We start from the raw sequence: 21,969 nt of genomic DNA, 5'->3' as shown, positions 1-21,969 counted from the left end.
CTGCCGCCGGCAGGGGCTGTTTTTGCCCACGCTCTGCCCACACGACGTATTGGAGGAACTCCCATGTCCATGGAAAACCGCGACGGTTTCATCTGGCTCGACGGCCACTGGCTGCCCTGGCGCGACGCCAAAGTGCACGTCCTCAGCCACACCCTGCACTACGGTTACGGCTGCTTCGAAGGCATCCGGGCCTACGCCACGCCCCGGGGGCCGGCCATCTTCCGCCTGGAAGAACACCTGCGCCGCCTTACCGATTCGGCCCACATCCTGGCCATCGACCTGCCCTGGTCGCGGGCAGAGCTGGCCCAGGTCTGCCGCGAGGCGGTCAGCCGCAACGGCCTCGACAGCGCCTACATCCGCCCCCTGGTCTTCCTCGGGCCGGAGAAGGTGGGCGTGGACCCGGCCGGGGCCCAAACCCACGTCATGGTGGCGGCCTGGCCCTGGGGTGCCTACCTGGGCGGCGACGCCCTGGAGCAGGGCATCCGGGTGCGCATCTCCTCCTACGCCCGGCACCACCCCAATGTGCAGATGTGCCGGGCCAAGGCCATCTCCACCTACAGCAACTCCATCCTGGCGGTACGGGAAGCCCGCCGCGACGGCTACGACGAGGCCCTGCTGCTGGACACGGAAGGCTACGTGGCCGAAGGCTCGGGGGAAAACCTGTTCCTGGTGCGGGACGGGGAGCTGCTGGAGCCGGAAACCACCTCGGCCCTGGACGGCATCACCCGCCGCAGCATCCACGTCCTGGCCCGGGAGGCAGGCCTCGCGCTGCGGGCCAAGCGCATCACCCGGGACGAGGTCTATTGCGCCGACGAGGTCTTCCTCACCGGCACTGCCGCCGAGGTGACACCGGTGGTGGAGGTGGACCGCCGCAGCATCGGCACAGGCCAGCCCGGCCCGGTGACGCGCCTGCTGCAGCAGCGCTACTTCGCCTGCGTCCGGGGCGAAGACGGGGCCCACGCCGACTGGCTGACTCCGGCCGCCACCTGACCCGGCGCGGCATGCTCGCCGGGAAACACGCCGGGAAACACGCCGGCAAGCACGCCAGAAGCCGCACCTGGAGCGGACCGTGGCGGGGCATATCTGCTAAGGTATGCCCCGTCCCGATCCCCAGCCCCTGCCCGCCATGCCCCGTCTCGCCGTCAATGGAATCGAACTGGAAGTGCTGCTCGAAGGCCCGGCCGAGGCGCCGCCCCTGCTGCTCATCATGGGCCTGGGCGTGCCCCTCACCCGCTGGCCCCGGGCCCTGTGCGAGGCCCTGCTGCAACGGGGCTTCCGCCTGATCCGTTTCGACAACCGGGATGCGGGGCTGTCCACCCACCTGGACCATGCCCCGGTGCCCAATCTGGGCGCGGCGCTCCGGGGCATGCCCCTGGAACCCGCGTATACGCTGGATGACATGGCAGCCGACTGCGTCGGCCTGCTCGACGCCCTGGCCATTCCCCGGGCCCACATCGCCGGCGCCTCCATGGGCGGCGCCATCGCCCAGATCGTCGCCGCCCGCTACCCGCAGCGGGTACTGTCCCTCACCAGCATCATGTCCAGCAGCGGCCACCCTTCCCTGCCGCCGCCCACGCCCGCCGCGGCCGCCGCCCTGTTCGCCCCCCTGCCCCGGGAACGGCAGCGGGACGCCATCGTCGCCGACGCCCTGCAGCGCTACCAGGCCATCGCCAGCCCGGCCTACCCGGAAGACCCGCAACAGCTGCAGGCCATGTTCGCCGCCGAATACGAGCGCAGCTTCGACCCCAGGGGCGTGGCCCGGCAGATGGCCGCCATCCTCGCCCACGGCGACCGGCGTCCCCTGCTGGCCGGCATCCGGGCGCCCACGGTGGTGCTGCACGGCGCCGCCGACCCCCTCATTCCGCCGGCCTGCGGCGAAGACGTGGCGGCCCACATCCCCGGCGCCGAACTGCGCCTGGTGCCGGGCATGGGCCACGACTTCCCCGCCGCCCTGGCCCCCGTCATCGCCGACGCCATCGCCGCCGCCGCGGCCCGGGCGATGCTTCAGCCGTGAACGCCGCCCGGAAAGCCGTGGTGGAAATGGTCAAGGCAGCGACGGCAGCAGCAGTGGAAAAGCCGCGTAAAAAGGCAACGCAGGCAGCGGGAAAGGAAAGGGCGGAACGGCCGCCGACAGCGTTGCCGGATACGTTGCCGGATACGTTGCCGGATACGTTGCCTGATGCTTTTCCGGAAGAACCCGCAGAGGCACCGGCCGCCGGCCGGCCCTGGTTCCTCTATCTCATCGAATGCGCCGACGGCAGCATCTACACCGGCATCACTACCGATGTGGCGACCCGTTACGCCGCCCACGCCGGGGGCAAGGGCGCCCGCTACACCCGGGCCCATCCGCCGGCCCGGCTGCTGGGCTGGGAAGCCCACCCGGACCGCTCCACGGCCTCCAAGGCCGAATACCGCATCAAGCGCCTGACGGCGGCGGCCAAACGGGCCTACGCCGCCGCCCTGCCCGCCACGCGCGACTGAGCGGGCATTACCGCGGCCCCTCTGCCAGGAGCCGCACCCCATCTGACTCCCAGGCATGGGCATCCGGAGACCCGCCACCGGCGGGCCTCCCGGCCATGCCTCAAGGCGCCGGCGCCATCCCTTCCACACGGGCCAGGGGCGCCTCCGCCGGCGCCGGGAGTGACGGGGCCGGCGCGGCCTCGCCCCCCTTTCCGGCATCCTCTACGCCGTCTTTCCCGCCCTCGCCCCAACTGCCGCCGATGGCCCGGATCAGGGCCACCGTGGCCCGGGCCCGGTCGCCGTCCAGCTGCACCGCCGCCCGCCGCTGCTGCAGCACGCTGCGGTCCGCATCGAGAACGCCGAGGTAGCTCAGGGCCCCCTCCCGGTATTGCAGCTGGGACAGCCGGGCGGCCCGGGCGGCGGACTGCACCGCCTGGTCCTGGGAGGCGGACTGCCGGTCCAGCAGGCGCAGGTGGGCCAGGTTGTCCTCCACCTCCTTGAAGGCCTGCAGCACGCTCTGGCGGTACTTGGCCGCCTCCTCGTCAAACACCGCGGTGGCCTGGTCCACCCCGGCCTGGCGGGCGCCGCCGTCGAAAATGGGCAGGGACAGCATGGTGCCTACCAGGGGGCCGAGGACAAAGGCGCGGCTGGACCACTTGAAGAGGTCCCCCAGCTCCGACGATTCGTAGCCCAGGGCGCCGGTCAGGCTGAGGCGCGGGAAGAAGGCGGCCCGGGCGCTGCCGATGCGGGCGTTGGCCGCCACCATGGCCTGCTCGGCGGCGGCGATGTCGGGCCGCCGTTCCAGCAGGGCCGACGGCAGGCCGGCGGGCACCCGCACCGTTATCCGCCCCAGGGGCGCCGGCGGCAGGCTGAAGGCGGCCGGGGCCTGGCCCAGCAGCACCGCCAGGGCGTGTTCAGCCACGGCCCGCTGGCGTTCCACGCCCACCGCTTCGGCCTCGGCCCCTGCCAGCTCGGTGCGGGCCCGGGCCAGTTCCAGCTCGCCCACGTCGCCGGCGTCGAAGCGGCGCTGGAACAGTTGCAGGGTCTGCTGGCGCAGGGCCACGGTGTCGGCGTAGAGGGCCGCCAGGGCGTCCAGCTCCCGCAGGGAGAAATAGGCCTGGGCCACGTCGGCCTGGATGGCCAGTTGCAGGGAATGGAACAGGGCCTGGCGCTGGGCCGCATCGGCGCCGGCCGCCGCCACCCCGCTGCTGACCCGGCCGAACAGGTCGGCCTCATAGGAGACGCTGGCCTGGGCCCGCCACAGGGTGGCCGGGCTGGTCTCGGCCTCCGCCGGCAGGCCCTGGGAAGCCGGCGAAGGACGCTGGCGGGTGGGGCCGAAGCCGATCCCGACCTGGGGAAAGAGGGCCGAGCGGGCGTTCTGCTGCAGGGCCCGGGCCTGGGCCAGGCGGGCCAGGCCAGCCTTGAGGTCCTGGTTGGCGACGGCGGCCTGGGCTTCCAGGGTGTCCAGCACCGGATCGGCGAAGACCTTCCACCACTCGCCCCGGGGCTGGGCCTCCGCCGGCTCGGCGGTTTTCCACTGGCCCTCCGCCGGGGCTTCCTTGAAGGCGGCGGGCGTTTCCACCACCGGACGCTGATAGGGAGGCGTCACGGCGCAGCCGGCCAGGGCCAGCAGCAGGAGCGGCAACGCCGGCTTGAAGCTGGGGATTCGCATTGTGTTTGGGGTCATGGTTCTCTCCTGCCGTCTCAACGGGGCTGTTCCAGGGACGGCACGGCGGTGATGGGGGCCTCGTGGTGGGCCGCGGAATGGAGCTTGTGGCGCTTGTCCAGGGTGCGCAGCAGGACGTAGAAGGCCGGCGTCAGGAAGAGGCCGAAGAAGGTGACGCCGAGCATGCCGAAGAACACGGCAATGCCCATGGCGTGGCGCATCTCGGAACCGGCGCCGCTGGACAGCACCAGGGGCACCACGCCCATGACGAAGGCGATGGAGGTCATGAGGATGGGCCGCAGCCGCAGCCGGCTGGCGTCGATGGCCGCCCGCAGGGGCGTGCTGCCCTGCAGTTCCAGCTCCCGGGCGAACTCGACGATGAGGATGGCGTTCTTGCAGGCCAGCCCCACCAGCACCATCAGGCCGATCTGGGTAAAGATGTTGTTGTCGCCGCCGGTGAGCCAGACGCCGGTGAGAGCCGCCAGGATGCTCATGGGCACAATCAGGATCACCGCCAGGGGCAGGGTCAGGCTTTCGTACTGGGCCGCCAGCACCAGGAACACCAGCAGGAGGCTGATGGGGAAGACCCAGATGCCGGCGTTGCCCGCCAGGATCTTCTGGTAGGTGAGGTCGGTCCATTCGAACTTGACGCCCCGGGGCAGGGTCTCGGCGGCCACCCGCTCCACCGCCGCCTCGGCCTGGGCCGAGGAGAAGCCGGGAGCCGGGCCGCCGTTGATGTCGGCCGCGGTGTAGCCGTTGTAGCGCACCACCATTTCCGGACCGAAGCCGGTGCTCACTTTAACCAGGGAGGAAAGGGGCACCATCTCGCCCTGGTTGTTGCGCGTCTTCAGTTGCAGGATGTCCTCCGGCCGGGAGCGGAACGGCGCGTCGGCCTGGGCCCGCACCTGATACACGCGGCCGAAGCGGTTGAAGTCGTTCACGTAGAGGGAGCCCAGGTAGATCTGCATGGTGTCGAAGACATCGGTGACGGAGACGCCCTGCTGCTTGGCCTTGGTGCGGTCCAGGTCCACGTCCAGCTGGGGCACGTTGATCTGGTAGCTGGAGAACATGGGGCCCAGCTCCGGCGCCTTGGACGCGGCTGCCATGAAGGCCTTGGCCGCCCGGTCCAGCTCGGCGTAGCCGAGGGCGCCCCGGTCCTCGATCTGCAGCTTGAAGCCGCCCAGGGTGCCCAGGCCCATCACCGGCGGCGGCGGGAAGACGGCGATGAAGGCTTCCTGGATGGCGGCGTACTTCTGGTTGAGGGCGCCGGCGATGGCTTCCGCCGACAGCTCCTTGCCGCGCCGCTCGTCGAAGGGCTTCAGGGTGGCGAAGACGATGCCGGCGCTGGAGCTGTTGGTGAAGCCGTTGATGGAAAGGCCGGGGAAGGCGATGGCGCTCTGCACCCCGGGCTGGGCCAGGGCGATCTCCCCCATCTGGCGGATCACCGCCTCGGTGCGGTCGAGGGAGGCGCCGTTGGGCAGCTGGGCGAAGCCGATCAGGTACTGCTTGTCCTGGGCCGGCACGAAGCCCCCGGGCACCAGATAGGAGAGGCCCACGGTGAGGCCCAGCAGCACCGCATAGACGCCCATGGCCGAGGCCTTGCGCGCCAGCACCCCGGTGACGCCGCGGCCGTAGTTGTCCGAGGCGCGGCGGAAGAAGCGGTTGAAGCCGGCGAAGAAGCCCCCCAGGTAGCGGTTCATCTGCCGCGTCAGCCAGTCCGGCTCGCTGCCGTGGCCCTTGAGCAGCATGGCCGCCAGGGCCGGGGACAGGGTCAGGGAGTTGAAGGCCGAGATCACCGTGGAGATGGCGATGGTCATGGCGAACTGCTTGTAGAACTGGCCGGTGAGGCCGGTCATGAAGGCCAGGGGCACGAACACCGCCACCAGGGTCAGGGCGATGGCGATGATGGGGCCGCTGACCTCGCGCATGGCTCGGTAGGTGGCCTCCCGCGGCGTCAGCCCGGCCTCGATGTTGCGCTCCACGTTCTCCACCACGACGATGGCGTCGTCCACCACGATGCCGATGGCCAGCACCATGCCGAACAGGGACAGGGCATTGATGGAATAGCCGAAGCCCAGCATCAGGGAGAAGGTGCCGACGATGGACACCGGCACCGCCAGCAACGGGATGATGGAGGCGCGCCAGGTCTGCAGGAAGACGATGACCACCAGCACCACCAGGGCGATGGCCTCCACCAGGGTATGCACCACGGCCTTGATGCTGGCGCGGACGAACTGGGTGGGGTCGTATTCGATGCGGTATTCCACCGAGGCGGGGAAATCCTTGGCCAGTTCGGCCATGGCCTCGCGTACCTGGGAGGAGACTTCCAGGGCGTTGGCGCCGGGGGACTGCATGATGCCCATGCCGATGGCCGGCTTGTTGTCGAGCAGGGAGCGCAGACCGTATTCGGCCGCATCCAGCTGCACCCTGGCCACGTCGCCGAGGCGGGTGACACCGCCCTCGCCGCTGCTCTTGAGCACGATGTCGCGGAATTCCTCCTCCGTCTGCAGGCGGCCCTGGGCGTTCACGGAAAACTGCAGGGGCACGTTCCCCGCATTGGGCGAAGCGCCGATGACGCCGGCCGCCACCTGCACGTTCTGCTCGCGGATGGCGCGCACCACGTCGCCGGCGGTGAGGCCACGCTGGGCCACCTTCTGGGGATCGAGCCAGACCCGCATGGCGTAGTTGCCGGCGCCCCAGATGGAAACCTCGCCGACGCCGTTGAGCCGGGCCAGCCGGTCCTTGACGTTGAGCACGGCGTAGTTGCGCAGGTAGGTGGCGTCGTAGCGGTCGTCCGGGGAGAGCAGGTGCACCACCAGGGTCAGGGTCGGAGAACTCTTCACCGTGGTCACGCCCAGGCGCTGCACGTCCTCCGGCAGCCGCGGCAGGGCCTGGGAGACCCGGTTCTGCACCAGCTGCTGGGCCTTGTCCGGGTCGATGCCGAGCTTGAAATACACCGTCACCGCCAGGTTGCCGTCGCTATTGGCCTGGGACTGCATGTACAGCATGTTCTCGACGCCGTTGATGGATTCCTCCAGGGGCGCCGCCACCGTCTCGGCGATCACCTTGGGGTTGGCGCCCGGATACTGGGCCCGCACCACCACCGAGGGAGGCACCACTTCCGGGTATTCGGAAATGGGCAGCTGGAAGACGGACAGCACCCCGGCCAGGAGAATGAGGATGGACAGCACCCCGGCGAAGATGGGGCGGTCGATGAAAAACTTGGAGATGTTCATGGCGCCGCCTCAACCCTTGTCCGCCGGGCTCGCCGCCCGGGCCACGCCGGCCGTCTCGCGACCGCCCATGGAGACCATCTGGGGCGCCACTTCGTCGCCCGGACGGACCCGCTGCAAGCCATTCACGACGATGCGCTCGCCGGCCTTGAGGCCGCTCTCCACCACCCGCAGGCCTTCCTGCACCGCTCCCAGGCGCACTTCCCGATAGGCGGTGCGGTTCTTGCCGTCCACCACCAGCACGAAGCGCTTGTCCTGGTCGGTGCCGACGGCCTTCTCGTCCACCAGCACCGCTTCCCGCGGCGCCTCGCTGCCCAGGCGCACCCGGGCGTAGAGGCCGGGCACCAGGCGCCCGTCCGGATTGTCGAAGACGGCCCGCAGGCGGATGGTGCCGGAGGTGCTGTCGAGGCGGTTGTCCACGGAACTCAGGCGCCCTTCCCGGCCGTGGCCGCTCTCGTCGGCCAGGCCCATGCGGATGGGCAGGCCCTTGCCCTGGCTGCCGCTGACGTATTTCAGATAGCTCTGCTCGTCCACGTCGAAGGCGGCGTAGATGCTGTCGGCGGAGACCAGGGTGGTGAGGGGCGCCGCATTGCCCGGCGCCACCAGGTTGCCCACCGTCACCTCGGCCCGGGACATGCGACCGCTGATGGGGGCGGTGATGCGGGTGTATTCCAGGTTCAGCTCGGCCACCTTGAGGGCCGCCTGGGCCGCCTTGAGGGCCGCCGCGGCTTCCCGGGCGGCGTTCTGCTTTTCCTCGAAGTCGCGGCGGGAGACGGCGTTCTCGGCCAGGAGGCGTTCGCCCCGGGCCAGGTCGGCGCCGGTGTAGGCGGCCCGCGCCTCGGCACCGGCCAGCTGGGCCTGGGCCCGGGCCACCTCGGCAGCGAAGGGCCGGGGGTCGATGCTGAAGAGCAGGTCGCCCTTCTTCACCAGGCTGCCGTCCTTGAAATGCACCGCTGTCAGCACGCCGGACACCTGGGGCCGCAGTTCCACCCTTTCCACCGCCTCCAGGCGGCCCGAGTAGGACTGCCAGTCGGTGACGGGGCGGCTGGCCACCTCCGCCACCTCGACGCTGGCGGCGGCCGGGGCCGCCATGGCCGGGGCGCCACCGGCATGGGCATAGAAGACGGCGGCAGTGCCGCCGAGGCCCGCCAGCCCGGCCAGGGCGGCGGCGATGATGAGACGCTTCTTGAGTTGGGGCATGACAGTTCCTCTCGAAAAGGGATGGTTTTATTGGTTGGGGGCGACCGCCATCCCGGCACCAAGGCGGTGGCCGAGGAAGTGGGCGATCTCGGCCAGGGCCGGCGGATGGCGGGCCAGGGCGGCATGGGTGACGCCGGGGAAACGGGCCACCTGGGTAGGTACGCCGGCCTCGATCAGGGCGGCGGCGTACTGCTCCGCCTCCTGGTGCAGCACGTCGCACTCGGCGGTCAGCACCAGGGCCGGCGGCAGGCCGGCCTGGCGCACCGAGGCCAGGGGCGAGGCATAGGGATGGAGCCGCTGACGCGGCTGGGGCAGGTACTGGCGGTAGCAGGCGGCGCAGTCGGCGGCGCTGAGGTCGGAATTGAGGCGCTGGCCATCCCCCAGGCGGGTCATGCTCGGGTCCAGCATGGGCCCCACCAGCACCTGGGCGGCAATGGCCGGAGCGTTGCGGTCCCGGGCCATGAGGGTGAGGCAGGCAGCCAGATTGCCCCCCGCATCGTCCCCCGCCACCGCCAGGCGCGAGGCATCGCCGCCCAGGGCCGCGGCCTGCTGCGCCAGCCACAGGGCCGCGGCATGGGCATCTTCCGGCGCCGCCGGGAAGGGCCGGGCGGGCGCCAGGGCATAACCGACCGCCAGCACCAGGGCCGGTACCCGGGCGGCGAGGAAGCGGGCCGGCACGTCCGCATCGTCCAGGCAGCCGCCGACAAAGCCGCCGCCGTGGAAATAGAGCACGACGGGCAGGGGCCGGCCGCCTGTCCTGGGGCGGTACAGGCGCGCGGGAATGGCCCCTTGGGGACCGGGAATGGTGAAGTCTTCGGCGAGGGTCGCCGGAGCGCCGGGTATCGCATCCATGGCACGGGGGCAGCCAAGGCTGCCGGAATTGGCAATGGGGCGATTCTCTGTGTTATCTACAACCGGATAAACATGTATATTTCGACAATACTATTCATCATCGGCAAACAATCGAGGAGTCGGCACCATGGACCGCTTTCAAGCCATGCAGGTCTTCACCCGGGTGGTGGACGCCAACAGCTTCACCCGGGCGGCGGAAACCCTGGGCCTGCCCCGGGCCACCGTCACCACCATCATCCAGAACCTGGAGGCCCTGCTGCAGGTGCGCCTGCTCAACCGCACCACCCGCCGCATCAGCCTGACCCCGGACGGGGCCGCCTACTACGAGCATTGCGCCCGCATCCTGGCGGAGGTGGAGGAGACCGAGGCCTCCTTCCGCGACGCCGCCCGGGGCCCCAAGGGGCGCCTGCGCATCGACGTGCCGCCGCCCATCGGCCGCCTCATCCTCATTCCCCACCTGTGCGACTTCAGCAGCCGCTATCCGGACGTGGAGCTGGTGATCGGCATGGGGGACCGGGCCGTGGACCTGGTGCGGGAAGCGGTGGATTGCGTCATCCGGGTCGGTGAATTGCAGGATTCGAGCCTGGTGGCGCGGCGCATCGGTACCTTCCAGTCCATCACCTGCGGCGCCCCCGACTACCTGGAACGCTACGGCACGCCCCACAGCATCGACGACCTGCAGCAGCACCAGGCGGTACATTACTTCTCCACCCGCACCGGCCGCACCATCGACTGGGACTTCATCGTGGACGGGGTCTTCACCCCGGTGAAAATGGCCGGCAAGGTCTCGGTCAATGACGCCGAAGCCTACCTGGACTGCGCCCTGCAGGGCTTCGGCCTGATCCAGCTGCCCCTGCTGATGGCCCTGCCCCACCTGGAATCCGGCGCCCTCAAGGAAGTGCTGCCCCACCTCACCCCCAGCCCCATGCCCATCTCGGTGGCCTACCTGCAGAACCGCCACCTGTCGCCCAAGGTCCGCGCCTTCGTGGACTGGGTCGCCGACCTCTTCGGCACCTGCCCCCTCCTCGGCGGCCAACGGGAAAGCAGCCCCCAATGCAGCTTCCCCACCCACCCCGACACCCTGACCCTGCGCGACATGCTGGAACAACAGAACCGGGCCGAATGCACGCTCTGAGGGCGGGACAAAAAGGGGAAGGTGAAAAAGAAAAAGGCCCTCGATCAACGAGGGCCTTTTTGCAGTAATCCGTGGCGGAGAGTTGGGGACATTCCGCCGCGATCAATTCAACCCTATGAATTCCTTATAAATAGGCTTTAAAAGCAAGTAGGCGTGTGGTAAAAATGTGTGGTAAATCCATACGAAGCAACATGAACCATGTCTTACCTCGAACGACGCCGAAACCTCTGGTACGCCGTACTGACCATCCCAGAAGATGCTCGTGACGCACTGGGAAAAATCCGCTTTGTTCAATCTCTTGGCACACCCGACAAACGCAAGGCCGACCAAGAAAAGCTCCCTCTAATTGCCAAGTGGAAAGCCATGATTGCCGAAGCGAGGGGCGAGAAAGACGCACTGACCGAAGAGGCGAAGCGTTGGCAGCGCCACCTTTCGATGCAGGAAACGTCGGCTCAATCCGGCGAAAGCTTGTACGTGACCGGCATTGAGGTGTTACGCGATCAACTACGAGAGCGGGCAATCGCACTTGAAAACGAAGTGGGTGAGGAAGCAGCCAGCCGTTTCTACGGCATTGCCACTGGCAAAGCCCGTCTCACTTCTGAGCTATTCCCCGAATGGCAAGCGCAGCTTACCCTTGCGGCCAAATCCAAGGATCAGGCGATCAAGGATGTCCAGCTATTGACCAAGCGGTTTGCAACCTTGGAGGAAGTCACCAAGTCTGGCATCAGAAAGTGGATGGATGACATCGCCAAGTCAGGAAAGGGCATTGCCTCCCAAAAGCGTATCCTCAGTTTCTGCCGCAACTACTGGAAGCACCTTCAGTCACATGACGCCGTACCTTCCGACCTTGACCCCTTCCACGGCGTACTCACCCTCAGCAAGGGCAAGAACGGAAACAATAGGGTAAAAGCCTCGAATCTTCCCTATTCCCCGGCAGAGGTAGTGAAACTCTGGGAGGCAGCCAAACAGCGGAAAGTCGGCAGAGCCAAAAACGCCCCATTCGATGCCCAATTAGCCGACCTGATCATGCTGGGCGCTTACACTGGCGCGAGAATTGAAGAACTCTGCTCGTTGAAGGTATCCGAAGTTGCGGAAGACTCGTTCAGGATCACCGATTCCAAGACAGAGGCAGGGCACCGAGAGGTTCCCATCCATTCGGCCTTGCTGCCTGTCGTTCGGCGATTGGTGAAAGATTCGAGTGATGGTTACCTGCTCTCCGGTCTGACCTTCAACAAGTACGGTGATAGGTCAAACGCCATCGGTAAACGATTTGGGCGACTGAAGGAATCTCTTGGATTTTCCGACGCCTACACTTTCCACTCCCTGCGCTCCACCTTGATTACCCTGTTTGAGAACGCTGGGATTAGCGAGAACCTCGCCGCCGACATCGTTGGGCATGAAAAGCCCAGGATTACCTACGGGCTGTATTCAGGTGGAGCAACTCTGGCCGTGAAGAAGGAAGCGCTTGAACGAGTCAGCTACCCCATTCCCTACGATCAAAACAACCCCGACTGAAAACGTAAGAAGAACTTCTGAGGGGAATCGTTGGTTTGACAACTGACCTGACGATTCTCCCCCTTAGGAACGCCGACCATTCGGCACTTCCGACTTGTCAGACCTGAAGAGCTTGTAACGTTTCTCTTCTTCGACCTTGATGTCTTCTCCCTCTTCTTTGAGCAAGAACAAGACGATCTCGTCGCCAACAAACTGAGCTGAAATGGCTCTACATTCGAGTTCTGGAAGACGCTGCTTGCACCAAGCAATGTCTTGCCGAGACTGCATCTTCGAGAGCTTGTCCTTGCCGCCTTTGGCTTGTACGGGGATGACGTAATGCTGCCCCTTTTTGTCGACTCCGACATATATCTCGTCAATTTCGATTTGGCTGCGGCTCCCTTTTTCAGGACGCATTTCCGCAGATGTTCTTAGGTGGTTTTGCAGAGAATAGGTAGCAATGCACAGGAAAATATCGATCAGACGGTTGTAGCGAATTTTCGCCAACAGAGCTTGTTCGTCATCGAGTGCATACTGCTCCACAATCTCTGGCGTAGCATCTGGAATTGGGATCGCCGCCATATCTGGCCGTGGTTCGATCAACATTCCTCGCATCTGCTTGAAGACATAGCGGCTCTTTCCATCAAGCTCTATGCCCCATTCAAAACCCTCGTTTGCAGTTTTGGCAATAGCCGGAGGCAAGGCTCGCCGCGACCGGAACTCGTAGACTAGTGCCGGTGGGTTACTCAATTTCTTACCGCTGTTTGCCGCTTTAACCTCTTCGTCGTCAGCTACATCATCAATATCTGACTTGCGGAACTGAACTTCGACATCCCCACGCTTGTAGTACTTGAAGAAAATCTTCTCAATAGCGACCTCGTAGGCTGTGGCCGTCGGAGTTGTACTTTTGGAGGTTTCTTTTTTGGCTTTTCCCATTTTCACGTCGCCAGTGTAAGTTCAATTTGTCGGGTTCGTTTTGCAATGGTGTCTTTCGGTACGCTGAAGTACCGTGCCGCAGTACTCATGTCGAAGGACAACAGCTCTTCACGCCGATCAGCAAAACCAATCTTCCTCTTCGGTTTTTTGGGTACGACACCGAGAGCTTTGACTATCTGCCCCGCAACTGCCCGCCCGAGCAGAGGGGGGACACTATTTCCAATCTGCCGAAACCCGTGCCACTTGGTGACATGAAAGCGAAACCAATCAGGATAGGAATGGAGCCTCGCAGCTTCTCGAACCGTGATGACTCGCGGCCAGTTCGGATGTATTGGGCGAGGAGAAGTAAATGCTCCCCGCGCACTATCTGTTCCAGCTCTCAGTGTATTGCAAACCCCTTGAGGGTGCAGTTTGTGAAAACGGCTTACGGGTTCGGTCTTACCGTGTGCTGTCTCGACAAATCTTTTCCGAGAAAGATCGGTATGTTCTGTACGAAGACTGGCCGTCAATACGTTGGGATCGAACTCTCTGCAATAGGAGTAGTCCTTCGGATCATTATCAAGCCCTCGTAACTTTCGGGCGTATTTGCTCTCTGTCTCAAACTCAACCGGCACCGAGTCAGTTTCAAGCAACTCTTGAAATTGGTCGGCATTGGGTAGATCGCCAATCGCTTCGATCACGCTGACCTGACCCAGCGTATCCGGATAATCAGGCATCTGTTCGCCCTTACGAGTACCAATCAAGAACAGTCTGCGCCGATCTTGCGGCACACCAAACTCAGCAGCGTTCAACACCTTGTAAGGAAGCATCACGTCGTATCCAGCCTGTTCCAAAGCCTCAATCAACTCAGCCAGGAACTGCTTGTGCTTCCCTACTGTAAGCCCCTTCACGTTCTCAAACACACAGTATTTCGGGCGTAACTCTCGAACCAAGCGCACATAGTGGAACACAAGTTGATTCCGAGGATCATCAAGCACCCGTTTCCCAATCATCGAGAAACCTTGGCAAGGTGCCCCCCCGAAAACACAGTCGATTTCTTTGTTGCCCAATCCTGCGCGGCTGCGAATCTCTTCTCCCGTCAGATCAACAACACTCGCACAAATAACTGCGCAATCCGGAAAGTTGTACTCGTGAACGGCACAGTGAATCGGGTCAATTTCAACGGCAGCAGCAACGTCAAACCCTGCCTGTTCAAAACCAAGCGACAGCCCCCCCGCACCCGCGAAGAGATCAATGCCAATCGGACGATTATTTTGCTTCGATGAACTCATGCAGCTTTGCCTTCAGTACTTCCTGATTCTTTAACTCGCACTGCCAGACCACCAGCACACGCCAACCGGCGCACTCCAGTTTGGTCTGATTCAGCCTATCCCGCTCTCGATTACGCTCAACTTTTGCCCCCCAGAAATTCTCTCTGGTCTTTGGCAACCTTCCGTACCTACACCCTTCGTGCCCATGCCAAAAGCAACCCCGCACATCGATAATCTTCCGCCTCCCAACCATCACGATGTCTGGCTTTCCGGGCAATGAAACGACATGCAGACGGTAACGATACCCCATGCCAAAAATCATTCGTCGCACCAAAAGCTCAGGCTTTGTGTGCTTCGAGCGAACTTTCGACATGATCTCGCTACGCTTCTGTGCAGTGCGAGTGTCTACCATCTGAGCATTGTCCCATAGCCGCACCTGACACGCGATGACTGTCGGAAAATGTCGGCTTGAAAACGCCGCAAAAATCTCAGAGGGGAATCGTTAGATTGAGGCCTGACGATTTCCCCCCCTCTACCCCCTCGCGTCTCAGAAGCCAACCACGGCTTTCTTTCTCTGCACACAATCGCTGAGCAGACTTTCCGACCGATGACCACCTTTGATCGGCATTACCTCTCAGGTCATTGTTCAAAACCGACCCCTTACGGACACCTCGCCCAGGCATGTCCGAAACATAGCTTGACACGAATTTCGGACATATTGAAAATACGGACATCGTTTTCGTACATACGAGGTTGTCCATGTCCCGTCTCTTCGCTTACTGCCGCGTCTCCACTACCGATCAGACCACCGACAATCAGGTTCAGGAAATCAAAGCGGCAGGATTCAACATCGACCCCAAGAGAATCGTCTCTGAGTGCATCAGTGGCTCCACCCAAGCCTCCGCACGTCCAGCCTTTGCCAAGCTCCTTGACCGACTCGAAGAAGGAGACATCCTCGTTGTCACCAAGCTCGACCGCCTTGGACGTAATGCGATGGATGTTAGGGCAACTGTCGAAGCACTGGCCCAGATTGGCGTCAGGGTTCATTGCCTTGCTTTGGGCGGTGTTGATCTGACAAGTTCAGCAGGGAAGATGACTATGCAGGTTCTCGCCGCTGTTGCCGAGTTTGAACGCGACCTGTTGATCGAACGTACCCAGCAGGGACTCACCAGAGCCAAAGCGGAAGGAAAGCACTGTGGCCGCCCCACCGCTCTGACCGAAGAGCAACGGGCCGAAGTCCTTCAGCGTCTCCAGCAGGGTGAAGCTGTTGCTGCGCTTGCCCGTGACTTCAACACCAGCCGCCAAACGATCATGCGGATCAGGGAGAGCGAGACTTCCACCGCCTGACCAATACCACCCAGACGAATGCAAAGGTACACAGAAGCCGTTTTTTGAGACCGGGCAATACCAACCCATTTCTAAGCTAAGAAAACGGCTTGTAGCGCGTTTTATGGGCTTCTTTGCTGACCGTACAAGGCCACGAAACAAGACAGCCAATCGTCATTTTATGACTTTGGCAACCAACTGATTTTTATAAGCTTTTCGATTAGGCCACCCCATAGGAAGGAACAGCCCTTCCGGGGGGACTCCGAAGGCCGTGCGACGGTGATGCCAGTTCGAGCATCCGATGAGCAGGTTTCGCTTCTCCCTTACCCACCTCTTTACGCCTCCAAGCGGCAGCCATGACACAGGGCATGGGGTTGAACTTGGCACAGTTGGTGGTCGTGCAGAAGGGCACGGCCATTGAGACAGGCGACGTGTCACCCATCAAGGCAGCAGCCAGGGTGACTACCTGAACGACGACGACCAAGGCCAACAACAACCTGCTCGATGTTGCTCAGGGACGCGGTGATGGGGGGTAAGGGGGGTACAACCGAGACCATGCTCTGGTGATACCTGAAGATATACCTCTTCAGTATCAACGCTGGTGGTACCGATGGGGCCACCGGAGACTCCCCTGAGGTTTCACATCGGAGAGACCAGCATCTTTCCGAGGTGACACCACCTCCATGTTCTTCATCCATGAATAACCAAGATGAAGACCCAACACAGGTGATACCGAAGGCCACCCGGCGAAGAACCGAGCGTGACCACTTCGGTGTTCCTGTGAATCTCACTCCGGCCTCCCCAAGGCCATTCCCTTAACCAGCCCGATCCGTAAAGCCCGTGTGTTGCCATGTCAGTTCCCCTTGCAGTGGGGGCTGGTGGCTGACATGGAGGGGCTTCACGCGGGTTTTACCGATAGGAAAACTGCTTATGTCCAAATCCAAACGTACCGGCAAATCCCTTGCCTTCACCCCGAACAACTGCCCCAAGGCTGAACTGGTGACCCTCGGCTTTACCGAAGAGCAAGCCCAGCGAATGATGAACACTCGGCGTGTGCTGCCCATCGTCGAGAACCGCAAGGCACCCTGCATGGATGCCCGAAAGCTCTGGGAGCGTATCGGCAAACCACATGGCAGGTTCAACATGTGGGTTGATCACAACATCAAGCCGTTGCTCGGCAATGACAATGGTTTTGCAGAAATCTCTGCAAAAGTCACCAAGGGCGGAACCGGACGCCCCCGCACCGACTACACCCTGAGCCGTGACATTGCCGCCCATCTGGCGATGATGGCAAACACCCCTGAAGGACGCGATGTCCGTGACTACTTCCTCGACATGGAAGACCTCGCCCTTCGCCTTGCCAAGCATCTCCCCGTGAGGGTTGCAACTCTGGTCAGCACTGACAACGAATTGACCCACCACTGCATCAAGAAAGCAGCCGAAGCAGCCAAACAGGGCAACATCAGGCGGGACTTGACCTTTGTTGTCGCAAACGACTGGGAGAAGTCGATCAAAAGCCTTGTCTGTGAAGTGCTGACGGGCTACCCCGCCGGTCACTGGCGCGAGGCTCTTGGCGGAAACCGAGGAATACGCGATGTCCTTACGACTGACGATCTGGTTTTGTACAGCCGCTGCTATGACGTGGCTGCCAGCTTGTTCTGTGCTGGTTACACTGATCGCAAGGTTCTGAAGGATTCTCTTTTTCCGACCTTCGGCCACAGGATCAACCCGGCAGACTACGGCCTTCTCGTCAGGAATGCTGCATGACAGTTCATCACGTTACGATCTGATTCACGGAGGCTAAAGCCGTGGAACGAGGTTGATATTAGAGGCGATTGTTGCTTTTGGTAGAAGATCAACATCCAACGTGATGTTTTGACGCGCATTCGCGTGGTCAACCTGGCAGCTATTCCGAACCCCATGGATAGTTACCCAGCCGGGGATATTTCCAATCACAAGTTGCTCCTCCCAAGTGAGAACGACCTTAGCAACTGAGCGGCAGTTTTGCGAACTCAGCAGTTTCGCCGCTCTGTCGTAGAACTCAGCGATCTCATACGGAACACCTGAGGGATTGCGATTACCTTGCTCTGGCTTCAGCCAAAGATTGCCCTGTCCCGTATCGGAAATGACCGGAAGGCGAACAACGGGGGAAACTATTCGGATCAGACAAAATCCTTTTGTAGTTTCTCCCGCAACGTTCTTTATCTGTTCGTTTGCCTTTTTGATGACCTTCTCAACTCGCTTGGGATGCGTATCGGGAAGAATCGCCTTTACATCACAGAAGACCGGATCACCTGTTTGGTCGTGGCCCACGAGTAAATCGGGCTTGCCTTCCTCCTCCATGAGACAAGGGGACAGTCCACGCGCTTTGAGCCATCCCCAGTAGGCCAACTCTGAGATGGTGGCCTCGTAGTGTTCAGGTTGGGGCAAGCGACTACGAATGAACTTTCTATTGACTTCGTTTTGTTCCAACTCCTCAAAGTATCCATCTGCTCGCCAGTACATCCGGTCATATCCATAGACCGACAACGCATTCAATACATGCAGCAGTTGGCGCACAACTACCTGAGGGTTTGGCCCAAGTTTCTCTACCCTCAACCCCTGAGGCGTAATCCACGCTTTGCGCAAACGTGAAAGAGTTTCGAGGGTGGCAAACAGCGGATGGAGTCTCTGAGTCGATGACTGCAAATTCGCAATGGCTGCCAACGCTTGCATCTTAGAGATGTAGGCGTCAATCTCTTCATGGAAGTTGCGTTGTGGCGCTTCGGAAGTATCTGAGGTTGCGGCCATATACAATCTGGAGGAGACGGGCTCGCGTGTGGTAAACGCGTGTGGTAAAAACAAAAAGCCCGAGTTCTACAACCTATTGATTAGGCTTAGAAATCGGGCTTGCCAGTATTCTGGCGGAGAGGGGGGGATTCGAACCCCCGTCAGGGTATTACCCTGAACACGCTTTCCAGGCGTGCGACTTAAACCACTCATCCACCTCTCCGCGGAAGCCGCGCATTATAGCGAAGCTTTTGAATAACGCAAAACATTTTCGCCGGATCGCTCAATTTGCTTCCAGGGCGATGAGCTGGCGCAAATAGGCAAGGATGATCCACAGCCAGAAGAGGACGAAAAAAGTCAGCAGGGGCAGGTGCCGGTCCAGGATCACCCGGGGTGCCAGACGGCGCATCAGCAGCAGGGCGGGACGGGTGACGATGCGGAACATCTGGTAGATGGGATTGCCCTCCCGGCGGCTGCCGGCGAGGAGCGCCAGCACGCCCTGGCCGAGCAGGCACAGCCCGGCCACTTCGATCAGGGCGCGCAGAACGCTGACAAGCAGGAGAGCGGCGGATACCATGGGTCCTCACACTGAAGGGGCCACGGCGCCATGCCGTGGGCTGACGGAATTTTATGCCAGGCGCGCCCGCAGCGCTGCCCCGGGCACGGGAGATGAAAACGATGCCACTTGGCCCCTGGCTCCACCGCCTGCACGGCTGGCTGCTGCATTTCCTCGGCCGGGATGGGGCGGCCTACGCTGCCTATCAGGAGGCCTTTCGCCATGCCCCAGCAGCGGCCACGGCGGCCTGCCTGGGTTATCTTGCCACCCGCCAGGAACGCCTTGAGGAAGCCGAGGCCTGGTACGCCAGCTCCGCCTCCCTGGCGCCGGAGCGTGGTGAGCACCACTTCAACCTGGGTTACGTGCGGGACCGGCTGGGCCGGCCCCGGCAGGCCATCGCCGCCTTCGACGTCGCTCTGGGCCTCAATCCGCAGCTGGACCGGGCCTGGTACGGCAAGGGGCTGGCCCATGCCACCCTGGGCGAACACGAAGCAGCGGCGACGGCCCTGGAAAAGGCGGTGGAGCTGCAGCCCATAAACGGCATCGCCTACTACCACCTGGGCATGGCCTACCACCATGCCGGCCGGCACCAGGAGAGCGAACGCATCGCCCGGCGCCTGGCGGCCTTCGAGCCCCGACTGGCACGGCAGCTGATGCGGGATGGAGAGCATCCGCAGCTGCTATCCCTGGTGGCCCACCTGGAGGCCTGAAACGCCCCGCCCGGGCGGACGCTAGTCGCGGCCCCCTTCATGGACGCCGTACTGGTGGTCCAGCCGGTTCATGTAGCGGGCGTAGAACCAGATGATCAGCACATAGACCACCAGGGAGCCCTGGGCCCCCATGTAGAAGCCCAGGGGAAAGCCCAGCACGGTGAACTCGTTGAGTTCCCGGGCGAAGTAGCTGACCACGTAGGTGACCAGGAACCAGATGGCCAGCAGCAGCGCCGTCATGCGCAGGTTCTTGCGCCAGTATTCCCGATGCCGATCTGTAAGTTGCATGGCTGTCCCCTGTGGCGGCGGCGCCCCGGAATGCCCCGGGGCCTCAGCGCAGTTGCGGATAGTGCACCTGCTCGACGAAGTCCTGCACCTCCCGGGAGGGCGGCCTGGTCAGCAGACTGACGACGACGATGGTGAGGAAGCCCGCCGGTACGCCCCAGACGCCGGCCGAGGTGGACTGGATGCCGAACCAGGGCTCCATGCCGATGCCGCGCAGGCCGAGCCAGGGCACGGAATCGAACTGCACCCGCACCATGTAATAGACGGTGATGAGCAGGCCCACCACCATGCCGGAGACGGCGCCGGCCCGGTTGGCCCGCTTCCAGAAGATGCCGATGACCAGGGCCGGGAAAAAAGCGGCGGCGGCGATGGAGAAGGCCCAGGCCACCATGTAGAGGATGGTGGCGGGCCGCTGGGCCGCCACCGTGGCCGCCAGCACCGCCGTCACCAGCAGCAGGGACTTGGAAATGACCAGGCGCCACTGGGTCGAGGCCCGGGGCTGGATGATCTTGTAATAGACGTCGTGGGAGAGGGAACCGGCGATGGTCAGCAGCAGGCCGTCGGCCGTGGACAGGGCGGCCGCCAGGCCGCCGGCCGCCACCAGACCGGAGATGACGTAGGGCAGGCCGGCGATCTCCGGCGTCGCCAGGACGATCACGTCCGGGTTGAGGGACAGTTCCGCCAGTTGCAGCAGGCCGTCGTGGTTGATGTCCTCGATGGCCACCAGCCCCACCTTGCCCCAGGCCGCCACCCAGGACGGCAGGTGGGCGATGGGGGTGTTGATCAGGGTCGAATAGACCTCGTACTTGGCGAACACGGCGTAGGCCGGGGCGGTAAAGTACAGCAGCAGGATGAAGAAGAGGGACCAGGTCACCGACTCCCGCGCCTCCTTCACCGTGGGCGTGGTGTAGTAGCGCATCAGGACGTGGGGCAAGGCGGCGGTGCCCACCATGAGGCAGAACATGAGGGTGAGGAAGTTGAGCCGGGCGGCCGAGGATTCGGCCTCGCTGCGCCCGGGGAAGGCCTCGGCGTGGCGGATGGGCATGGCGCCCCGGTCGGCGGCGGCGTGCATGGCCGCGTCCCAGCGCTCCCGCGCCTCCTCCGCGTTGGCCGGCAGGTCCCGCCGCAGCCGCTCCAAGGCCACCACCTCGCGCATGGGGGCGTTCTCTTCCTTGAGGGCGTTGATGCGCATGGTCAGGCGCTGCCGCTCTTCCGCCAGGGAAACGGGCAGGCGCATGATCTTCTCGTAGTAGGCGTCGGCCCGCTCCCGGTACAGGCCCCGCACCTCCTGCTCGGCCGGAGTCTCGAATAGCTTTTCCTCCAGCTTGCCCACTTCCTGCAGCACTTCCCCGTACACCAGCTGGGGCACCGGCACGCTGGTGATCTGGAAGGACAGCAGGGCCACCGGCGTCACGTAGGCGATGATGAGGATCACGTACTGGGCCACCTGGGTCCAGGTCACGGCCCGCATGCCGCCGAGGAAGGAGCACACCAGGATGCCGGCGAGGCCGACGAAGACGCCGATCTCGAACTGCAGGCTGACGAAGCGGCTGGTGATCAGCCCGACGCCGTAGATCTGGGCCACCACATAGACGAAGGAGGCGATGATGGCCGCCGCCACGCCCACCAGGCGGGGCGCGTTGCCGCCGTAGCGCACGGCGAGGAAGTCGGGGATGGTGTATTGCCCGAACTTGCGCAGATAGGGCGCCAGGAACAGGGCCACCAGCACGTAGCCGCCGGTCCAGCCCATGATGTAGGCCAGGCCCTGGTAGCCAGTCAGGTAGAGGGTGCCAGCCATGCCGATGAAGGAGGCGGCGGACATCCAGTCGGCCCCGGTGGCCATGCCGTTGAACAGGGCCGGCACCCGCCGCCCCGCCACGTAATACTCGGAGACATCGGCGGTACGGCTCATGACGCCGATGGTGGCGTAGATGAGGATGGTGAACAGGAGGAAGGCGTAGCCGATCCAGCGGGGCGGCAGCCCCAGGTGCTCGAGGAAGGCGAGGACTGCGACGAAGGCCAGGAAGCCGACCGTATAAAGCAGGTAGTAGCGCTTCAGCTGCTGACGGAACCCCTTGGCGGTCGGCATGGCGCCTGCCT

At 63.5% G+C, this 21,969-nt stretch carries 19 protein-coding genes and 1 tRNA gene; 8 read left to right on the top strand and 12 right to left on the bottom strand.

Annotated features, from left to right (window positions below; translation table 11 throughout):
• Positions 1 to 63 precede the first annotated feature (63 nt).
• From EV678_RS01095 to EV678_RS01085, 3 genes are all read left to right on the top strand, one after another.
• Positions 64 to 990 (top strand): branched-chain amino acid transaminase, encoded by a 927-nt coding sequence (locus EV678_RS01095; protein WP_130458196.1) that lies wholly within the window; start codon positions 64 to 66, stop codon positions 988 to 990.
• 103 nt (positions 991 to 1,093) lie between these two features.
• Positions 1,094 to 2,014 (top strand): alpha/beta fold hydrolase, encoded by a 921-nt coding sequence (locus EV678_RS01090; protein ID WP_130458195.1) that lies wholly within the window; start codon positions 1,094 to 1,096, stop codon positions 2,012 to 2,014.
• Between the two features lie 158 nt (positions 2,015 to 2,172).
• Positions 2,173 to 2,481 (top strand): GIY-YIG nuclease family protein, encoded by a 309-nt coding sequence (locus EV678_RS01085; RefSeq protein WP_130458194.1) that lies wholly within the window; start codon positions 2,173 to 2,175, stop codon positions 2,479 to 2,481.
• Positions 2,482 to 2,581: 100 nt separating this feature from the next.
• Here the strand turns inward: EV678_RS01085 and EV678_RS01080 are convergent, their stop codons facing one another.
• Genes EV678_RS01080 through EV678_RS01065 form a run of 4 tightly spaced genes read right to left on the bottom strand, consistent with a single transcriptional unit; the run spans position 2,582 to position 9,411 of the window.
• Complete coding sequence (locus EV678_RS01080; protein ID WP_130458193.1) at positions 2,582 to 4,147, bottom strand: efflux transporter outer membrane subunit; 1,566 nt, start codon at positions 4,145 to 4,147, stop codon at positions 2,582 to 2,584.
• 17 nt (positions 4,148 to 4,164) lie between these two features.
• A complete protein-coding gene (locus EV678_RS01075; protein ID WP_130458192.1) occupies positions 4,165 to 7,362 on the bottom strand; it encodes an efflux RND transporter permease subunit in 3,198 nt (1,065 codons plus the stop codon).
• A 9-nt stretch (positions 7,363 to 7,371) separates the two neighbouring features.
• Positions 7,372 to 8,559 (bottom strand): efflux RND transporter periplasmic adaptor subunit, encoded by a 1,188-nt coding sequence (locus tag EV678_RS01070; protein WP_130458191.1) that lies wholly within the window; start codon positions 8,557 to 8,559, stop codon positions 7,372 to 7,374.
• Positions 8,560 to 8,586: 27 nt separating this feature from the next.
• Positions 8,587 to 9,411, bottom strand: a complete 825-nt coding sequence (locus EV678_RS01065) for an alpha/beta hydrolase fold domain-containing protein (protein WP_130458190.1) — start codon at positions 9,409 to 9,411, stop codon at positions 8,587 to 8,589.
• Between the two features lie 127 nt (positions 9,412 to 9,538).
• Here EV678_RS01065 and EV678_RS01060 point away from each other — a divergent pair, with 127 nt between their 5' ends.
• The gene (locus EV678_RS01060; protein ID WP_014237090.1) at positions 9,539 to 10,546 is read left to right on the top strand and encodes a LysR family transcriptional regulator; all 1,008 of its coding nucleotides are present in this window, start codon (positions 9,539 to 9,541) and stop codon (positions 10,544 to 10,546) included.
• Positions 10,547 to 10,744: 198 nt separating this feature from the next.
• Positions 10,745 to 12,061, top strand: a complete 1,317-nt coding sequence (locus tag EV678_RS01055; protein ID WP_130458189.1) for a tyrosine-type recombinase/integrase — start codon at positions 10,745 to 10,747, stop codon at positions 12,059 to 12,061.
• A 63-nt stretch (positions 12,062 to 12,124) separates the two neighbouring features.
• Here the strand turns inward: EV678_RS01055 and EV678_RS01050 are convergent, their stop codons facing one another.
• From EV678_RS01050 to EV678_RS16575, 3 genes are read right to left on the bottom strand one after another with little or no spacing between them, the layout of a single operon-like run.
• Positions 12,125 to 12,973, bottom strand: coding sequence for a hypothetical protein (locus tag EV678_RS01050; RefSeq protein ID WP_207222129.1), 849 nt, complete (start codon positions 12,971 to 12,973; stop codon positions 12,125 to 12,127).
• A 2-nt stretch (positions 12,974 to 12,975) separates the two neighbouring features.
• Entirely contained in the window at positions 12,976 to 14,244 is a 1,269-nt protein-coding gene (locus EV678_RS01045; protein ID WP_130458188.1) for a DNA cytosine methyltransferase, read from the bottom strand.
• Positions 14,222 to 14,635 (bottom strand): very short patch repair endonuclease, encoded by a 414-nt coding sequence (locus tag EV678_RS16575; RefSeq protein WP_130458187.1) that lies wholly within the window; start codon positions 14,633 to 14,635, stop codon positions 14,222 to 14,224. The genes EV678_RS01045 and EV678_RS16575 overlap by 23 nt, the downstream gene beginning before the upstream one ends.
• A gap of 347 nt (positions 14,636 to 14,982) precedes the next feature.
• Here EV678_RS16575 and EV678_RS01035 point away from each other — a divergent pair, with 347 nt between their 5' ends.
• Both EV678_RS01035 and EV678_RS01030 read left to right on the top strand, forming a co-directional pair.
• Positions 14,983 to 15,570: a recombinase family protein gene (locus EV678_RS01035; protein ID WP_130458186.1), complete on the top strand. Its 588-nt coding sequence runs from the start codon at positions 14,983 to 14,985 to the stop codon at positions 15,568 to 15,570.
• Between the two features lie 909 nt (positions 15,571 to 16,479).
• The gene (locus tag EV678_RS01030) at positions 16,480 to 17,316 is read left to right on the top strand and encodes an antA/AntB antirepressor family protein (protein ID WP_130458185.1); all 837 of its coding nucleotides are present in this window, start codon (positions 16,480 to 16,482) and stop codon (positions 17,314 to 17,316) included.
• A 33-nt stretch (positions 17,317 to 17,349) separates the two neighbouring features.
• Here EV678_RS01030 and EV678_RS01025 read toward each other — a convergent pair whose 3' ends face one another.
• The 3 genes from EV678_RS01025 to EV678_RS01015 form a co-directional block, all read right to left on the bottom strand.
• On the bottom strand, positions 17,350 to 18,339 hold the full coding sequence (locus tag EV678_RS01025; protein WP_130458184.1) for a hypothetical protein: 990 nt from the start codon (positions 18,337 to 18,339) through the stop codon (positions 17,350 to 17,352).
• Between the two features lie 111 nt (positions 18,340 to 18,450).
• Positions 18,451 to 18,541, bottom strand: a tRNA-Ser gene (locus EV678_RS01020).
• 60 nt (positions 18,542 to 18,601) lie between these two features.
• Positions 18,602 to 18,895, bottom strand: a complete 294-nt coding sequence (locus EV678_RS01015; protein WP_043798035.1) for a hypothetical protein — start codon at positions 18,893 to 18,895, stop codon at positions 18,602 to 18,604.
• Positions 18,896 to 18,996: 101 nt separating this feature from the next.
• Between EV678_RS01015 and EV678_RS01010 the strand changes: the two genes are divergently transcribed.
• On the top strand, positions 18,997 to 19,584 hold the full coding sequence (locus tag EV678_RS01010; RefSeq protein WP_165397425.1) for a tetratricopeptide repeat protein: 588 nt from the start codon (positions 18,997 to 18,999) through the stop codon (positions 19,582 to 19,584).
• Between the two features lie 21 nt (positions 19,585 to 19,605).
• On the opposite strand, the gene EV678_RS01005 is transcribed toward EV678_RS01010, so the two are convergent.
• Together EV678_RS01005 and EV678_RS01000 are read right to left on the bottom strand one after the other, a co-directional pair.
• The gene (locus EV678_RS01005) at positions 19,606 to 19,872 is read right to left on the bottom strand and encodes a DUF4212 domain-containing protein (protein WP_014237077.1); all 267 of its coding nucleotides are present in this window, start codon (positions 19,870 to 19,872) and stop codon (positions 19,606 to 19,608) included.
• A 43-nt stretch (positions 19,873 to 19,915) separates the two neighbouring features.
• Entirely contained in the window at positions 19,916 to 21,958 is a 2,043-nt protein-coding gene (locus EV678_RS01000; RefSeq protein WP_130458182.1) for a sodium:solute symporter family protein, read from the bottom strand.
• Positions 21,959 to 21,969 lie beyond the last annotated feature (11 nt).

Source organism: Azospira oryzae (assembly GCF_004217225.1).
GTDB lineage: Bacteria > Pseudomonadota > Gammaproteobacteria > Burkholderiales > Rhodocyclaceae > Azospira > Azospira oryzae.
Note: the sequence above shows the minus strand (reverse complement) of the source record. Positions and strands in the feature narration are given on the sequence as shown.